Here is a 15,329-nt window from a genome sequence, read left to right on the forward strand (position 1 = left end):
GCGTACGCCTTCGGGCGGCGGACCGGACGGGGCGCCCGGCCGCACGGGACCGGCTGTCCGGGGACCGCGTTTCCCGCCGCGGCGGGAAACGGCCTTCGGCCGTGAAGGCGGGCCCGGCGGAATTCCGGTACCCCGGGCGACAGCGGATGCGGCCTTTCCGATCGCGCATCCGTCCGACCGGACACTCTCCCGAGTTATTCGGCGCACATGGCCGTGGAGTTTCCGCGCCGCGTCCCGGCGTATCCGCGTCGGGTCCTCAATCCCCTTGCACAACAAGAGAAGTGACGGTTCAGCAGGCTGTCCGCACGCACATTGTTCGCCCGTTTTTGTCCACAGCCGATAATGCGATGCATTGCAAACTCTTTACCTTGTGCCACCGCAACCTTCACCGCCCTTCGAGGGGTTGTCAGTGCGTCCGATCGCCGGACACGGACCACAGTCACCACCCAACGTTCTCTCGTCGAAGGAGCATCATGTCCCTCCCCCTGACCCGTCGGATCGCCCGTGCCGCGCTGCTCGTCGCAGCCGGGGCAGCTCCCGTGGTCGGTGCGGCCGGCTCCGCGAACGCCGTGGACCTCCCCACCCAGGACCTGGGCAACGGCGGCCTGACCCAGCTCGACGGCGCCGCGGCCGGCTCCACGGTCGACGGCGCCGCGCGCGAGGCCGCCGACACGGCGAACCAGGCCGGCGGCAGGGTGGTCGGCACGACGCTCCCGGCCGCCGCGGGCACCCTGGGCGGCGCGGCCGAGACCGGCCTCCCGGCGGCGCAGGAGACCGCCGGACAGGCCGGGGGCAGCACCGCCGGCGTCCTGGGCGAGACCGCAGGCTCCGCGGCCACGCAGGGCCTGCCCGCCGCTCAGGGACTGGCCGGCGGCGGCCTCCCCGACGCGGGCGCCGCGCTGCCGGCCGGCGAGCTGCCGGTGGAGGGCCTGCCCCTCTGACCCCGCCGGAGCGTACGGAAGGGCCCTCGGGAGTCGGCGGTTTCCCGGGGGCCCTTCCGTACGCCGTCGACCGTGTCGGCGCGTCGCGCCACGGAAGCACGTCCGTCACGGAGTCCGGCAGTTCCGCCAGTTCCGCCAGTTCCGGCAGTTCCGGCAGCGAGATCCGCCGTGGAGCCCTTCCCGCACCGCCTGATGCGGGCCGGGCCCGGAGCCGCGGAGGCGGCCGCCGCGCTCACCCGAGGCGCTTGACCGCCGCCTGGACCCGCTCGTCGGTCGCCGTGAAGGCGACCCGCACGAACCGCTCCCCCGCCTCGCCGTAGAAGTCGCCGGGCGCGACGAGCACACCCAGCTCGGCCAGGTGCGCCACCGTGTCCCAGCACGGCTCGTCCCGTGTCGCCCACAGATAGAGGCTCGCCTCGCTGTGCTCGATGCGGAAGCCGTGCTTCAGCAGGGCGTCACGCAGGGCGAGACGCCGGGCCGCGTACCGGGCCCGCTGCTCGGCGACGTGCGTGTCGTCGCCGAGTGCCGCGACCGTGGCCGCCTGCACCGGGGCGGGCGTCATCAGCCCGCCGTGCTTGCGGATCTTCAGCAGCTCGCCGAGGACGGCCGCGTCGCCCGCGACGAAGGCCGCACGGTAGCCGGCGAGGTTGGAGCGCTTCGACAGCGAGTGGACCGAGACGAGGCCCTCGTACGTGCCGCCGCAGACGTCCGGGTGCAGCACCGAGACGGGCTCCGCCTCCCAGCCCAGCTCCAGGTAGCACTCGTCGCTGAAGACGAGCACCCCGTGCTCGCGCGCCCAGGCCACGATCCGGGTCAGCTCGTCCTTGGCGAGGACCCGGCCGGTCGGGTTGGACGGCGAGTTCAGCCACAGGAGCTTCAGACCGGCCGGGTCGAGGTCGGCGACCGGGTCGTCGTAGACGACCGGGGTGGCCCCGCAGAGCCGCGCGCCGACCTCGTAGGTCGGGTAGGCCAGGCGGGGGTGGGCCACCTTGTCGCCGGCCCCCAGGCCGAGCTGGGTCGGCAGCCAGGCCACGAGTTCCTTGGACCCCACAACCGGCAGCACGTTGGTGTGGGCGAAGGACACCGCACCGAGACGCCGCGCGCACCACGACACCAGCGCGTCCCGTAGCTCGGGTGTTCCCCACACGGTCGGATAGCCGGGCGAGTCCGCGGCCTCGACGAGGGCCCGCCGGACCAGGTCCGGTACCGGATCGACGGGTGTGCCGACGGAGAGGTCGACGATGCCGTCCGGGTGGGCCGCGGCGGTCGCCTTGTACGGCTCCAGCTTGTCCCACGGGAAGACGGGGAGTCGGGACGATACGGCGGACACGGTGCTCACTTTCTCGTTCGTGCGGCGGACCGCCGACCGGGCGGCGACCGGCCGGGGCCGCCGGCTCAGGGCTGTGCGCTGTCCCGCGCCGGGCCCTCGGGTACCGGTGCAAACGCCGCGGTCCCGTACGGCGGACGCACCGTACGGGACCGGGGACGCACGATCAGCCGTTCTGCGGCGGCAGCGCGGCGATGAAGGGGTGGTCGCGCTCGATCAGGCCCAGCTTGGAGGCGCCACCGGGCGAACCGAGCTCGTCGAAGAACTCGACGTTCGCCTTGTAGTAGTCCTTCCACTCCTCGGGAGTGTCGTCCTCGTAGAAGATCGCCTCGACCGGGCAGACCGGCTCACAGGCACCACAGTCGACGCATTCGTCCGGGTGGATGTACAAGGACCGCTGGCCCTCGTAGATGCAGTCGACGGGGCACTCCTCGATGCACGCCTTGTCCTTGACGTCGACACAAGGCTGCGCGATGACGTAGGTCACGCTGTCGTTCCTCCTCGGTAGGGCGCGGCGTCCGGTCTGCGGCTCGCCGCGGGGCTGCGCGGGAGCGCGGCGTCGTCGATGCCCGCACCTAGTATCTCCGTTCCTGGGGATGATCCGAACAGGAGGGGAGGACTGAGCTGTGGAATTCACCGCAGGCGGACGACTTGAGGTTCGCATCACCCCCTCTGACGTGGGAAAACGCGTGTCGGTGCGGCGGCGCGCCGAGCCGGCGGACGGATCGGCGAAGTTCACCGACGCCGTCGGGGTTCTCACATCGTGGACCGGGGGTGTGCTGCTGATCACACGAAGGACCGGGGAGACCGTCCGCATCCCGGAATCCTCACTGGTCGCGGGCAAGGTCGTCCCCGCGGCGCCGGCCCGTCGGCGGGGCGTGCCGACAGCGTCGTTCGAGGAGCTTGCACGTGTCTCGGCCCGCGCCTGGCAGCCGGTGGAGAGCGAACCGCTGGGCGAGTGGGTGCTGCGCGCGGCGTCCGGCTTCACCCGCCGGGCGAACTCGGTGCTGCCGCTCGGCGACCCGGGCATACCCCTGGACGCCGCCCTGGCGCGCGTACGGGGCTGGTACGCCGATCGCGGCCTTCCGGCCTACGTCCAGACCGCGACCGGCGCCGAGGGGACCCAGGAGGGGCTGTGCGCCGGACTGGCGGAGCGGGGCTGGGAACAGGAGGTGAGCGCCGAACTGCGCGTCGGAGGGCTCGCACCGATCGGTGACCTGGACGCGGACGTGGAGCGGGTGCGGCTGGGCCGGTCCGTGGACGAGCCCTGGCTACGGCGTTACCAGCGGTTCGGTGTGCCGGGGCCGGATGTACTGAAAGTACTGGGTGGCGGCCCGTCGGTGTGGTTCGCCACCGTCCCCGGCGCATCCGACGTCCCGGCGGCGATCGGCCGCTGTGTGGTCGACGGACGTTGGGCCGGATTCATGACGGTGGAGGTCGACCCCGCGTACCGAAGGCAGGGGCTCGCGACGGCCGTGATGGCGGCCCTGGCGCGGCGGTCGCTGGACGAGGGGGCCTCGGCGGCCTGGCTGCAGGTCGAGTCGGGCAACGACGGGGCGCGGACCCTGTACGAGGGGATGGGATTCACCGTCCACCACCTCTACCACCACTTCCGATACTCCCGATCTTCCTGAACGGGTACGAGACGCATATGCAACCGCCATTCCCCGAGGCCGCGGGCCGGCGTCGCCGCTTCGCCGAGGAGGCCCGCTCCGAGCGGCCCGACCTCGCGACGCTGTGCCTGCTCGTGGGTGCGGAAGCGGATCCGCGGCTGGACGAGGCGGGCCTCGACGCCGCCGAGATCGAGCTGGACCGGCTCGCGGGCCTGCTGCCGTACGGGATCACCGGCCCGCACAACTGGGTGGCCGCGCTGTCGTCGCTGCTCGGTGAGCGCTGCGGCTTCCACGGCACCCCGGACTGCTACCAGCGGCTGGAGTCGTCCCTGCTGCACAAGGTGCTGCGCCGCCGCCGAGGCCTGCCGATCCTGCTGTCGGTCGTCTGGATGGAGGTGGCCCGCCGCGCCGGCGCGCCCGTGTACGGGCTCGCCCTCCCGGGCCGCTTCGTCGTCGGCTTCGGCGACCCCGAGCACCCGGTGATGGCGGACCCCTTCGCGGGCGGACGTCTGCTGACGGGACCGGACGCGGAACTCCTCGTGGCCGGCACGACGGGCGCCCCGCTCGACCCGTCGATGCTGACCCCCGCGGGCCCACTGGACATCGTCCTCCGCATCCTCAACAACATCCGCGCCTGGGCCGCGGCCCGCCCCGAGCACACGGAGGTCGCGCTCTGGGCCGTCGACCTCTCCCTCCTCCTGCCCTCCCACCCGGCCCGCCTCCGCTACGACCGCGCGCAACTCCTCGTCCAGCGCGGCGACTTCCTGGCCGGGGCGGCGGAGATGGACGCGTACGCGGATGTCGTCTCGGCCGCCGAACCCGCGACGGCGGAAGCGATCCGGCGGAAGGCGCACTCGGCCAGGTCGATGCTGAACTGAAGCGCCCCGTGCGGGGGCCGTGCGGGGGTCGTGCGGCTCTCCGCGGCCCGTGCTCGGCTGCGCGGGCTCGCAGGTGCGCAGGTGCGCAGGCTCGCAGGTGCGCAGGCTCGCAGGTGCGCAGGTGGGCGGGTGCGCAGGTGGGCGGGTGCGCAGGTAGGCGGGTGCGCGCGGCTCGTCGGCGGACGAGTACGCCCGAACCCCCGGACGGCGGCACCGCCGGGTACGTCCGCCGCCCGCCGGACCGCGCGGGGGCACGCGCGAGCCCCCGGACCCCGGAGGACCGGGCGGGGGCTCGTGACGGCGCGTCGGTGGGTGGGGCTCAGCCCTGTCCGTCGAGCTCGATCGTCTGCGTGCGCTCCTCGGGCGTCCCGCCGAGCAGCGCCTTCTGCATCGCCGAGGCGACGTCGTCCGCGGACAGCGGGTACTGCTTCCCGTCCCCCTTGGTGACCGTGATCCCGTCGAAGACCCCGTCCAGAAGTTCCGTGATGGCCTGCTTGTTGTAGACCTCGACGAGCCGTCCGTCGACCGCCTTCATCGACAGGATCCTCGGCAGCGACTTCGCCGGCCCGAACTGGATCTCCTTGTCGCCCGCCCTGATCGTGACCAGGCCGGACATGGCCGGCTCGGCGAACTCCTTCATGGCCCGGTTCAGCTCGGCCTGGGTGATCGACGGCTCGCGGGTGGCGACGGGCAGCTCGACGTTGTTCACGCGCCCCGTCTCGACCTGGGCGCGGTACGCGTCCCGCACCGAGATCATCGACTGCTGGACGTTCAGCGTCTTCCCCGCCTTGCCCGGGACCGGGACGGCCTTGCCGGGCTCGAACCTGATCGTGCCCTCGGAGGCCGAGCCGGACGTGCCCGCGAGGTCGGTCAGGGCGACGACGAGCTTCTCCTCGTCGACCGGGATGACCGGCTGCGCGACCCGCTCGCCGCCGAACAGCGAGCCGATGACCGAGACGGGGTTGTAGTCGCTGCCCGCGGCCGCGCGGACGGTGGCCTGGCTGTCCAGGGTGAGGCCGGCCTTGTCCGGCGCGAGCTGGATCTTCTGGCCGCCGACGCTGAGCTGCAGCGGGGAGGTGGCGCGCTTGCCGAGCGCGGCCTCCAGCCTCGTCTGGGCCTCCTCCTTGGTCCCGCCGCCGATGTCGACGCCGAGCACGGTGGTGCCCTTGGGGACCTCGGAGTGGTTCAGCAGCAGCCCGGCGCCGTAGGCGACGACGAGAGCGCCGAACGCGCCGGCGCCGACGAGCACCAGCTTGGACCGGCCCTTCTTCGCCGGACCGGACGACGCCGGCGCGGACGGCGAGGAGGACCTCGGCGCCGGCGAGGGGCCGGTCGTCGTCCGCGGCGCGCTGGCGGGCCCCGGGAAGTCGGGCCCCGGGCCACCGGGCCCGGAGGGCCACGGGGATCCGGCGCCGTCAGGGCCCCCGGGCTGGAACGGCGAACGGTGCTCCGGCGGCACCACGGGGATCCCGCTGGTCAGCGTGTCGCCCGATACGTTGCCGCCCGGGCCGCCGGGCAGGCCCGGACCTCCGGGGCCTGCTTCGGGCGCGGGATTCTGCGGGGTGAGTACGGCCGTGTCGTCGCTCATCCGCGGCGGTCCGGCGGGACCGCCCCCGGGCGCGCCGGCGCCCGGGACGCCGTCGGCCGGGGCGCCCGGAGCGAACGGCGAGACACCGGCGGCGGGACCGGTCGTGGGGCCCGCCGGACCGGCGCCCGGGGGCCGCTGCCCCGGTGCGGCACGGCCGGCTGCGTCCAGGTCGGAGGACAGGGAGTCCAGACCGCTGCGGGGCCGGTTGCCGGTGCCGCCCGGTGCGTCGGGGAACCGGGGGGCGCCGGGTACCTGCCCGTTCCGGGGAGCGGGTGCACCGGGCATCCGGTGGGCGCCGGTGTCCTCGGGACGCGGTCCCGGCGCGTTCGGCGACCGGCCGGGGCCGGTCGCCTGGGCCGGCACGGAGGACGGCGGGGGCGTGGAGCTCGGCGCCTTGCGCGGGGCGAACCAGTCGCTGGTCTTCTCCTCGGCCGGCTTCTCGGGCGCCTCGGGCCTCCCGGCGTCCCGTGCGGCGCCGGGAGGCGCCGGTGCCGACGGGGCGGGCGCGGCCGGGCGGGGCGTGCTGCCCGTGCGCTCCGCCGCCCCCTCGCGGGGCGCGGCGGCGCCCTTCCTGTCCAGGTCGCTCATAGGCGTGCGCATGACCACGGGCGGGATCGGACGGGACCCGGGGATGTTGATCCGGATGCGGGTCGTCAGCGTCGTCTCGGTCCGGGGCTCGTCCGGCTGCCGCGCGGACGCGGGTTCGGCTCTTTCCTCCGGAGCGTCCTGCGTCGGGTGCAGCGACGGATACTGGCGGGATCCGTACGGCGGTGTCCCCGAGGGGTACGCGGCCCCGCCACGCCCCTGGGGGCCGGAGGGCGAACTGTCAGTTTCACGGCTCAAAGCAGGTTCTCCCGGTTGGCTCCGCCGCCCGTTCTTACTGGTTCTCGCTGCTGCGGGCGGCTCGGCGGCGCGCACCACCATACTGGCCGCCGCCGATCCGTATCCGGCGACCGCGGGAAGCGGCGTTCCCCGGCCGTCCCAGCGAGTATGGGCAATTCGGCCTCAGATGGGACACGTCACTTGCCAAGTCGGCCGGAGGGCCGGCCCGGTTGCGGCAACCGCGTCATGGTGGCACACATCACAGCCAGCACGGCCCCCCCGAACAGGAAGACAATCTCGCCGAGACCGCCTGCGAAGACACCGTCGCCCTCCGGACGTCCCGCGCTCAGCAGCAGTACGGCGGCGACCCAGCCCGCGGCGGGCGTGACGACACCGAGTTGGGTGCCGGTGGCACGCAGTCCGCCGTAGAAGAGTGCCGCGGCGCCGAGCAGCGCCAGGAGCAACCCCATCGGGAACCAGGCCGCTTGGACCAGCGAACCGGCGGTGCCGACGGCGACGCCGAGCACGGCCAGGCCGATGTAAGCGGCGATGCGCGCCGCCTTGGAGGGCCTGGCCGGCCAGGTTCCGGACCCGCTCATCGCTCTGTCTCCTGTGTCGTCGTGACGGCCGGGCCGCCCGTCTCGGGGGCGGTGTCCGTGCCGGCGAAGAGGTCGCGTTCGCGTTCCCCGGGGGGCGCCCCCGGGGCTCCCCGCACCAACTGGTAGTACTCGGTGGTGAACAGCGGCTGGCCCAGGTCGTTGGAGAGCGCGAAGAAGGGCCCGTCGACGGCGATCTGCGTGGCGTGGGCACGCATCGCGGCGGCCTTCCGCCCGGCGTGGCCGGTGCCGTCGATCTCCGCGGTCACGTCCGCGTCGTCGACCACGCCCGGGATGTCGTCGATGCCGGCGACGCCCGGGAACTCGACGTCCGCCGCGCGGAGCCGGGCGAAGCCCTCCTCGGCCGCCGAGCGCGGCACCCGGTTCCAGTAGATCTTGGCGATGCGGTGCGGCGCTCCGAGGTCACTCCGGAAGGCCGGGTCGGCGGCGAGCTCCGCCGCACGCATGGCGACGCGGTGGGCCTGGATGTGGTCGGGGTGTCCGTAACCGCCCTGCGGGTCGTACGTGATCAGCACCTGCGGCCGCACCTCTCGGATCACCTCGACCAGGTACGGCGCGGCCTCCTCCACGGGGGTGTTCCAGAACGCACCGGGGCGGCGGTTCTGCGGAACTCCCATCATCCCGGAGTCGCGGAAGCGTCCGGTGCCGCCGAGGATGCGGTGGTCGTGGACGCCCAGCTCCTTCATCGCGGCGGTCAGTTCGCCGCTCCGGTGCACGCCGAGGGTGTCGTCCCGGTCCGCCGCGAGATGGGCGAGCCCGGCCGGGATCACCTCGCCCTCCTCGCCGAGGGTGCAGGTGACCAGGGTGACCAGGGCGCCCTCCGCGGCGTACCGGGCCATCGTGGCGCCGTTGTTGATCGACTCGTCGTCGGGGTGCGCGTGCACCAGGAGCAGACGACGGGCTGGGAGATCCGTCATGGCTCCCAGCCTACGAGGCCATCGGCCGGCGCCGCGTCGGGGCGAACATCGCCTGATGCGGCACTGGGCCGTGCTGCGAAGGTCCCTCCTGGCCCTACGCCCTAGAACTTGAGCCCGCCGATCATGCCCGCCACGTTCGTCGTCAGTTCGGTGATGGTGGGCGCGATCGAGGAACTGGCCAGGTAGAACCCGAGGAGCATGCAAACCGCCGCATGTCCGGCCTTCAGCCCGGATTTCCGGACCAGCAGGAAGACGACGATCGCCAGCAGCACCACCGCCGAAATCGAGAGTGCCACGGCGGTTCACCTCCACAGATATTCGGTCGGGAACGGGCAGCATGCGTGTGCCGGAAGGTTCCTACCCACCTAGCGCTACGGATCATAACTATCCGTTCGGCCGCATCGATCGGTGCACGGCAGCACACGGGGGCGCACGGCCGCGACCGCCGTGAGCGCACCACGGGAAATCGGCGGACCGGCTCGGCTAGGTTCGGTCGCATGACGTCGAAGCGGCAGCTCTCCTTCCCCCGCCAGTACGCCAGGACGCAGCGCTTCACCCTCGGCGCACCCCGCGCGTTCACGGTCGCCCCGGACGGTTCGCGGGTGGTGTTCCTGAGGTCCCTTTCGGGGACGGACCGATCCCACCGGCTCTGGGTGCTGGACCTCGAGGGGGAGGTGCGCGAGCGGGTGGCCGCCGATCCCGGGGTGCTGCTGGGCGGCGCGGACGAGGAGTTGCCGGCCGAGGAGCGCGCACGGCGGGAGCGCAGCCGCGAGGGTTCCGGGGGCATCGTCGCCTACGCGGTGGACCGCGAGGCGGAGTTGGCGTCCTTCGCCCTGTCCGGGCGACTGTTCACGGCGGAGCTGCGGGCGGGCACGGCGCGTGAACTGCCCGTCGCCGGGCCGGTGGTCGACCCGAGGCCGTCGCCGGACGGGCGTCTGGTCGCCTACGCGGCGGGCGGCGCGCTGCGCGTCGTCGGTGCGGAGGGCGACGGGGACCGGGCGCTCGCCGAACCGGACGGCGAGCACATCTCCTACGGGGTGGCGGAGTTCATCGCCGCGGAGGAGATGGGCCGTTCGCGCGGTTTCTGGTGGTCGCCCGCGTCGGACCGGCTGCTGGTGGCGCGGGTGGACGGCTCGCCCGTGCGGCGCTGGTGGATCGCCGACCCCGCGCATCCGGACCGGGAACCGGCGGGGACCGCGTACCCCTCGGCGGGGACGCCGAACGCCGAGGTGCGGCTGCTGCTCATGGACCTCGGCGGAGCCCGCACCGAGGTGCTCTGGGACCGGGAGCGGTACCCGTATCTGGCGCGGGTGCACTGGTCACCCGCCGGCGCCCCACTGCTGCTCGTCCAGACCCGTGACCAGCGCACGGCGCTGTATCTCGCCGTGGACACGGAGAGCGGGGCCACCCGCACGGTGCACGCCGAGGAGGACCCCGCGTGGGTCGAGCTGTCGGCCGGGGTGCCCGCGTGGGCGCCGGACGGCAGGCTGGTGCGGATCGCGGACGAGGGCGGGGCCCGGGTGCTGGCGGTGGGCGACCGGCTCCTGACCGGGCCGCAGTTGCACGTCAGGGCGGTACTGGACGTGGGCGGGCCGGACCTGCTGGTCTCGGCGTCGGCGGGTGCGGAGGCGGCGGATCCGGAGATCGGCGAGATCCATGTGTACCGCGTCGACGAGCGGGGGGCCGCGCGGGTCTCGGAGGGCGCAGGGGTGCACGGGGCGGTGCGCTCGGGGGCCGTGACGGTGCTCGCGTCGGCGCGGCCCGGAGTGCCGACCGGCGGGACGGTCCAGGTGCTGAGGGAGGGCGAACCGGTCGCCACCATCCCCTCATACGCAGAGAAACCGGTCATTTCCTCCCGCGCACAGTTCCTTGAAGGGGGCGCACGGCGAATTCCGTGCGCCGTGCTGCTTCCGCAGGGCCACCTGGAGGCGGACGGCCCGCTCCCGGTGCTGCTGGATCCCTATGCGGGGCCGCACGGACAGCGAGTCTTGGCCGCGCACCATCCGCACCTCACCTCCCAGTGGTTCGCGGACCAGGGCTTCGCCGTGGTCGTCGCGGACGGACGCGGCTCCCCCGGCCGCTCCCCGGGCTGGGAGAAGGCGATCAAGGGCGATCTGCTGGTCACACTGGAGGACCAGATCGACGCGCTGCACGCGCTGGCCGACCGGTTCCCGCTGGACCTCGACCGGGTGGCCGTCCGGGGCTGGTCCTACGGCGGCTACCTCGCCGCGCTCGCCGTGCTGCGCCGGCCGGACGTCTTCCACGCGGCGGTCGCGGGCGCGCCGGTCACCGACTGGCGGCTGTACGACACCCACTACACCGAGCGCTACCTCGGCCTCCCGGACGAGCAGTCCGCGGCGTACGCGGCCAACTCCCTCGTCACGGACGACGGCCTGACCGATCCGGCCGAGCCCGCCCGGCCGTTGATGATCATCCACGGGATGGTGGACGACAATGTGGTTGTGGCACACAGCTTGCGGCTGTCATCGGCACTGCTCGCCGCCGGACGCCCCCATGAACTGCTGCCGCTGACCGGTGTCACACACATGACACCCCAGGAGCAGGTCGCGGAGAACCTGCTGCTGCTCCAGGTGGACTTCCTGAAGCGCGCCTTGGGGGTCGCCTGACGCGCAGTCCGACGGCCGGTCCCCTCACCGCCGCCGGGCGAGGCCCGCGAGGGCGGGGCGGAGAAACGCGCGCCGTGACACGGCCGAGGAGCGGCAGAGGGCCGTGGAGGACGGTCCCGAGCCGCCGGGCGGAGAGCAGAGTGCGTCCGTCACAGGCCCGGAACCACCGGAGTGCCCGGGACGCTTCCGGGCCCGACCGGGGCCCGGGTTCCGGGCCGGGACGCACGACCGGCCGGTGACCGGAACCACCACGGAACCGGCGCGGCACACGACCGGCCGGGGCCGGCACCCCGGACCGACCCGGTGGAACGCACGACCGGCCGGGGCGGCATGTGCGCCCCGGCCGGTCTACGGCACCCGCACGGCCGTACGCAGTTCAGGGTGGCACGTCCGTATATCGGTGCGGCTTCGATCAAGTTGCCCGACTGTTAACGAACTTGATGGTCACTTATCGCGTTCGGGGACTCTCCGGCCGCCAGTATCCGAGCGCGCTCACCCGGTCCTTGGGCAGACCGAGCTCCTTGCGGGCGTATGCCGTGAGGGTCCGGGTCGTCGCGGTGTCGCAGGCGATCCAGACGAAGGCGTCCGCCCGGTCGTCGCCGAGCAGTACGGGCAGTGCGGCCTTCACCTCCGCCACGAGGGCCGCTCCGCCGTCCTGCCGGGGGACCCGCCGCAGCTCGTGATGGGCGGCTCCGGCCCGGAGCGGAAGACCGACGTCCGACTCGTGCCGGGTCTCGAACCATATGGTGGCGGGCACCCCCGGCATGGCGTCGAGCAGGGAGTTGACGGCCGGCAGCGAGGCCGGGTCGCCGATCACGAAGAGCCGCGTGGGCAGCGGGTCGGGCACGGTGAACCCGGTGCCCTGGAGGGTGGCCTCGATCGTGTCGCCCGGCTCGGCGTTGCGCGCCCACTCGCTGGCGCGGCCCTCGTGCAGCGCGAACTCCATGCTGAACGTGCCCTTGGCCGGATCGGGGTCGACGAGGGTGTAGGCCCGCTGGTGCGGCTTGCCCGCGTCGTCGAACCAGAGCCGCACCCACATGGTGGGGTGCACTCCGGTCGCGGCGAGCATGCCGCCGTCGGTCAGGTGCACCCGGCGGTAGTCGTCGGTGACCTGCTCCGCCCCCGTCACCGTGAACTCGAAGTCCTTGCCCCGGAACAGCTTGAGGACCACGCCCTCCCAGCCATGCCCCACCGCTGTCTCCTCCCCGCGGAACCAGTAAGGTTAGGCCAGCCTAACCTAAGGGTTTGTCCAGTAGGAGAGTGGGGACGGTGTGACGACCGAGGTCTACCGGGATGCCTGGGGCATCCCGCATCTGCGCGCCTCGAGCGCCCTGGAACTGGCCCGGGCCCAGGGGCGGAACGCCGCCGCCGACCGGGCCTGGCAGATCGAGGTCGAACGGCACCGGGTGCGGGGCACGACGGCGGCCTTCCTGGGCGCGGAGGCCGTGGTCTGGGACCGGTTCGCCCGGCAGTCCCGGCTCGAGGACACCGCCCGGCGCTGCTTCGCGGCCCTGGACGCGGACACGGCGGCCTGGGTGGGCGCCTATGTCGAGGGAGTCAACGACGGGCTGGCGGAAGGCGCGGGGAACGCGCCCGAGTTCGCCGCCACCGGACTGGAACCGGGCCGCTGGGAGCCCTGGGTGCCGCTCGGCGTCTGGATCGCCGCCCACATCCTGTTCGCCGGGTTCCCGACCAAGCTGTGGCGGGAGGAGGTCGCGCGACGGCTCGGCGACGAACTGACCACCCTGTTCGCCACCGACGGTCCCGGCACCTCGGGCAGCAACGGCTGGCTGGTCACCGGTGGCCGGACGGGGACGGGAGCACCGCTGATCGCCGGCGACCCGCACCGCTTCATCGAGGACCCCGGCGTCTACCAGCAGATCCACCTGGTGTGCCCGGACGTCGACGTCGTCGGCCTCGCGGTGCCGGGTGTCCCCGGACTCGCCCACTTCGGCCACACCGGCTCCGTGGCCTGGGCCATCACCAACGCCATGGCCGACTACCAGGACCTCTACCGCGAACGCCTCCGGCGCACCGGTGACGGGATCGAGGCCGAGGGCCCCGACGGCTGGCACCCGGCCACCCACCACCGGGAGACGATCGAGGTGGCCGGGGGCGAGCCGGTCACCGTCGAGGTGATCGAGACCGCGCGCGGCCCGGTGATCGCGTGGGAGGCCCCGGCAGGGGACGGCGGGGGCGCGGTGTCGGAGGCCATCAGCCTCCGCTACCCGCCCCGGGTCACCGCGGCCCTCGGCTTCGAGGCGATCCCGGCGCTCCTGCGGGCCCGTACCGTCGGCGACGTGGACCGGGCCTTCGACGACTGGGCCGAGCCGGTCAACGTCGTGCACGCCGCGGACACCGAGGGCGGGCTGCTGCACCGGGTCGCCGGGCGCGTACCGGTGCGGCACGAGGACAACCGGCTGCGGGTCGTGCCCGCGTGGGAGCCCGGCCACGACTGGCAGGGGTGGCACGAGACACCCCGTGCCGAGGTGGAGGACTTCGCCGTGATGGCGAACGCCCGCGGCATCGCCACGCCTCTGGGGGTGGAGTTCGCGCCCCCGCACCGGGCCGACCGGATCGCCGCACTGCTGCGCGAGTCGAAGAACTGGACGGCACCCGGGATGGCGGCCGTCCACACCGACACCTGGCTGGCGTCCGCCGCACCCCTGCTGGAGCTGGTGGCCGCGCTGGACGAGGACCGGCTCTCCCCCGGCGCCCGGGCGCTGCGGGCCCGGCTGCTGGAGTGGGACCGGCGGATGGAGGCCGGCAGCGCCGACGCCGCGCTGTTCGCCGCCGTCCGCTCGGCCGTCGTACGGCGGCTCGCGGCCCACCCCGAACTGGAGCCGCTGAGCGGTCCGTTCGGGTACCCCGAGGTGTTCCTGCCCTGGCTCCACCTGCCGGGCAGGATCGGGTACGCGCTGGAGACCCTGCTCACGACCGACCGGCTGCCGGGAATCGACCGCGCGGCACTCGTCCGGGACGCCGTCGACGAGGTCGCCGCGGCCGGCGGCTCCGGGACCACCTGGGGCGAGCGTCACCGGCTGGCGCCTTGGCAGGCAATGGCCGCTCCCGAGGGCGAGGAGTGGCCCGGGCTTTCCGGCGACCACGACTGTGTGCTGGCCACCTCCAGCGTCCCCGGCGTCACCGATCTGAGCGCGCGCGGACCCTCCGCCCGCTACGTGTGGGACCTCGCCCGGCGTGACGACAGCCTGTGGGTGGTCCCGCTGGGCGCCCGGGGCATCCCGGGCGACGCCCACCACCGCGACCAGCTGCCGCAGTGGCTGCGCGGCGGGTTCGTCCCGGTCGTCACCGACTTCGACCTGCTCACCCCCGAGCACCGCACCGAGGAGAGACATGACCACTGAGGCATCCGCAGGAACGGACGGCGCCGAACCGCTGCACCGGGAGACCGTCGAGGGGCTGGGCACCGTGCACGTGCGACGGCTCGACCCGGCACGGGACGCGGACGTCGTCCACTCCTGGGTCGGCGAGGAGCGGGCCCGCTTCTGGGGCATGCGCGGGACGAGCCGCGACGAGGTCCGGGAGATCTACGAGCACCTGGACTCGCTCACCACGCACCACGCCTTCCTGATCGTCCTCGGCGACGAGCCCGTGATGCTGTTCCAGACCTACGAGCCGGAGGCCGACCGGGTCAGCGAGTGCTACGAGGTCGAGCCCGGCGACATCGGCGTCCATCTGATGATGGGACCCGCCAAGGGAAGTCCGCGGCCGGGCTTCACCGGCGCCATGCTCAGGGTGCTCGTCGGCCACGTCCTGGCCGACGGGAGGGTGCGGCGGATCGTCGCCGAGCCGGACGTCCGCAACGCCAAGGCGATCGACCGGCTCGGCCGCACCGGCTTCGAGCTGGGCCCGGAGATCGTCCTCCCCGAGATCGACCTGCCCGAGGTGTTCCTGCCGGAGAAGAAGGCCCGGCTGGTCATCCTGCGGCGGGAGACGGCCGAGACCCTGAGGTAGGACCGGCACGCCGCCCCGGCTCCT

13 protein-coding genes are annotated in these 15,329 nt (G+C 73.6%); 6 read left to right on the forward strand and 7 right to left on the reverse strand.

Going from position 1 to position 15,329, the window contains the following annotated elements; genetic code table 11:
* Positions 1–473: 473 nt before the first annotated feature.
* Complete coding sequence (locus FEF34_RS13035) at positions 474–941, forward strand: ATP-binding protein (protein WP_138053345.1); 468 nt, start codon at positions 474–476, stop codon at positions 939–941.
* 232 nt (positions 942–1,173) lie between these two features.
* On the opposite strand, the gene dapC is transcribed toward FEF34_RS13035, so the two are convergent.
* Together dapC and fdxA are read right to left on the reverse strand one after the other, a co-directional pair.
* Positions 1,174–2,271: a succinyldiaminopimelate transaminase gene (dapC, locus tag FEF34_RS13040; RefSeq protein ID WP_138053346.1), complete on the reverse strand. Its 1,098-nt coding sequence runs from the start codon at positions 2,269–2,271 to the stop codon at positions 1,174–1,176.
* 163 nt (positions 2,272–2,434) lie between these two features.
* Positions 2,435–2,755: a ferredoxin gene (gene fdxA, locus FEF34_RS13045; RefSeq protein ID WP_010474859.1), complete on the reverse strand. Its 321-nt coding sequence runs from the start codon at positions 2,753–2,755 to the stop codon at positions 2,435–2,437.
* 139 nt (positions 2,756–2,894) lie between these two features.
* Here fdxA and FEF34_RS13050 point away from each other — a divergent pair, with 139 nt between their 5' ends.
* Together FEF34_RS13050 and FEF34_RS13055 are read left to right on the forward strand one after the other, a co-directional pair.
* Entirely contained in the window at positions 2,895–3,902 is a 1,008-nt protein-coding gene (locus tag FEF34_RS13050; protein WP_138053347.1) for a GNAT family N-acetyltransferase, read from the forward strand.
* A gap of 17 nt (positions 3,903–3,919) precedes the next feature.
* Positions 3,920–4,759: a transglutaminase family protein gene (locus tag FEF34_RS13055; RefSeq protein ID WP_138053348.1), complete on the forward strand. Its 840-nt coding sequence runs from the start codon at positions 3,920–3,922 to the stop codon at positions 4,757–4,759.
* Between the two features lie 319 nt (positions 4,760–5,078).
* On the opposite strand, the gene FEF34_RS13060 is transcribed toward FEF34_RS13055, so the two are convergent.
* The 4 genes from FEF34_RS13060 to FEF34_RS13080 form a co-directional block, all read right to left on the reverse strand.
* Positions 5,079–7,190, reverse strand: a complete 2,112-nt coding sequence (locus FEF34_RS13060) for a hypothetical protein (protein WP_171052937.1) — start codon at positions 7,188–7,190, stop codon at positions 5,079–5,081.
* 176 nt (positions 7,191–7,366) lie between these two features.
* Positions 7,367–7,768 (reverse strand): DUF6113 family protein, encoded by a 402-nt coding sequence (locus tag FEF34_RS13070; RefSeq protein ID WP_138053349.1) that lies wholly within the window; start codon positions 7,766–7,768, stop codon positions 7,367–7,369.
* Positions 7,765–8,703: an N-acetyl-1-D-myo-inositol-2-amino-2-deoxy-alpha-D-glucopyranoside deacetylase gene (mshB, locus tag FEF34_RS13075; RefSeq protein WP_138053350.1), complete on the reverse strand. Its 939-nt coding sequence runs from the start codon at positions 8,701–8,703 to the stop codon at positions 7,765–7,767. Before mshB ends, FEF34_RS13070 begins: the two co-directional genes overlap by 4 nt.
* Positions 8,704–8,804: 101 nt before the next feature.
* The gene (locus tag FEF34_RS13080; RefSeq protein WP_093652482.1) at positions 8,805–8,999 is read right to left on the reverse strand and encodes a DUF2304 family protein; all 195 of its coding nucleotides are present in this window, start codon (positions 8,997–8,999) and stop codon (positions 8,805–8,807) included.
* Positions 9,000–9,200: 201 nt separating this feature from the next.
* On the opposite strand from FEF34_RS13080, the gene FEF34_RS13085 reads away from it, so the two are divergent.
* Positions 9,201–11,330: a S9 family peptidase gene (locus FEF34_RS13085; protein WP_138053351.1), complete on the forward strand. Its 2,130-nt coding sequence runs from the start codon at positions 9,201–9,203 to the stop codon at positions 11,328–11,330.
* 448 nt (positions 11,331–11,778) lie between these two features.
* Here FEF34_RS13085 and FEF34_RS13090 read toward each other — a convergent pair whose 3' ends face one another.
* The gene (locus tag FEF34_RS13090) at positions 11,779–12,522 is read right to left on the reverse strand and encodes a siderophore-interacting protein (RefSeq protein ID WP_138053352.1); all 744 of its coding nucleotides are present in this window, start codon (positions 12,520–12,522) and stop codon (positions 11,779–11,781) included.
* 79 nt (positions 12,523–12,601) lie between these two features.
* Here FEF34_RS13090 and FEF34_RS13095 point away from each other — a divergent pair, with 79 nt between their 5' ends.
* Both FEF34_RS13095 and FEF34_RS13100 read left to right on the forward strand, forming a co-directional pair.
* Positions 12,602–14,695, forward strand: a complete 2,094-nt coding sequence (locus FEF34_RS13095; RefSeq protein WP_138053353.1) for a penicillin acylase family protein — start codon at positions 12,602–12,604, stop codon at positions 14,693–14,695.
* The gene (locus tag FEF34_RS13100; protein ID WP_138053354.1) at positions 14,685–15,305 is read left to right on the forward strand and encodes a GNAT family N-acetyltransferase; all 621 of its coding nucleotides are present in this window, start codon (positions 14,685–14,687) and stop codon (positions 15,303–15,305) included. Before FEF34_RS13095 ends, FEF34_RS13100 begins: the two co-directional genes overlap by 11 nt.
* Positions 15,306–15,329 lie beyond the last annotated feature (24 nt).

The sequence above is a fragment of the Streptomyces marianii genome (genome assembly GCF_005795905.1).
Taxonomy (GTDB): domain Bacteria; phylum Actinomycetota; class Actinomycetes; order Streptomycetales; family Streptomycetaceae; genus Streptomyces; species Streptomyces marianii.

Coding starts and splice junctions, on each gene's coding strand:
- FEF34_RS13055 (WP_138053348.1), top strand. CDS start 3,920: ATGCAACCGCCATTCCCCGAGGCCGCGGGCCGGCGTCGCCGCTTCGCC.
- FEF34_RS13100 (WP_138053354.1), top strand. CDS start 14,685: ATGACCACTGAGGCATCCGCAGGAACGGACGGCGCCGAACCGCTGCAC.
- FEF34_RS13085 (WP_138053351.1), top strand. CDS start 9,201: ATGACGTCGAAGCGGCAGCTCTCCTTCCCCCGCCAGTACGCCAGGACG.
- FEF34_RS13035 (WP_138053345.1), top strand. CDS start 474: ATGTCCCTCCCCCTGACCCGTCGGATCGCCCGTGCCGCGCTGCTCGTC.
- FEF34_RS13070 (WP_138053349.1), bottom strand. CDS start 7,768: ATGAGCGGGTCCGGAACCTGGCCGGCCAGGCCCTCCAAGGCGGCGCGC.
- mshB (WP_138053350.1), bottom strand. CDS start 8,703: ATGACGGATCTCCCAGCCCGTCGTCTGCTCCTGGTGCACGCGCACCCC.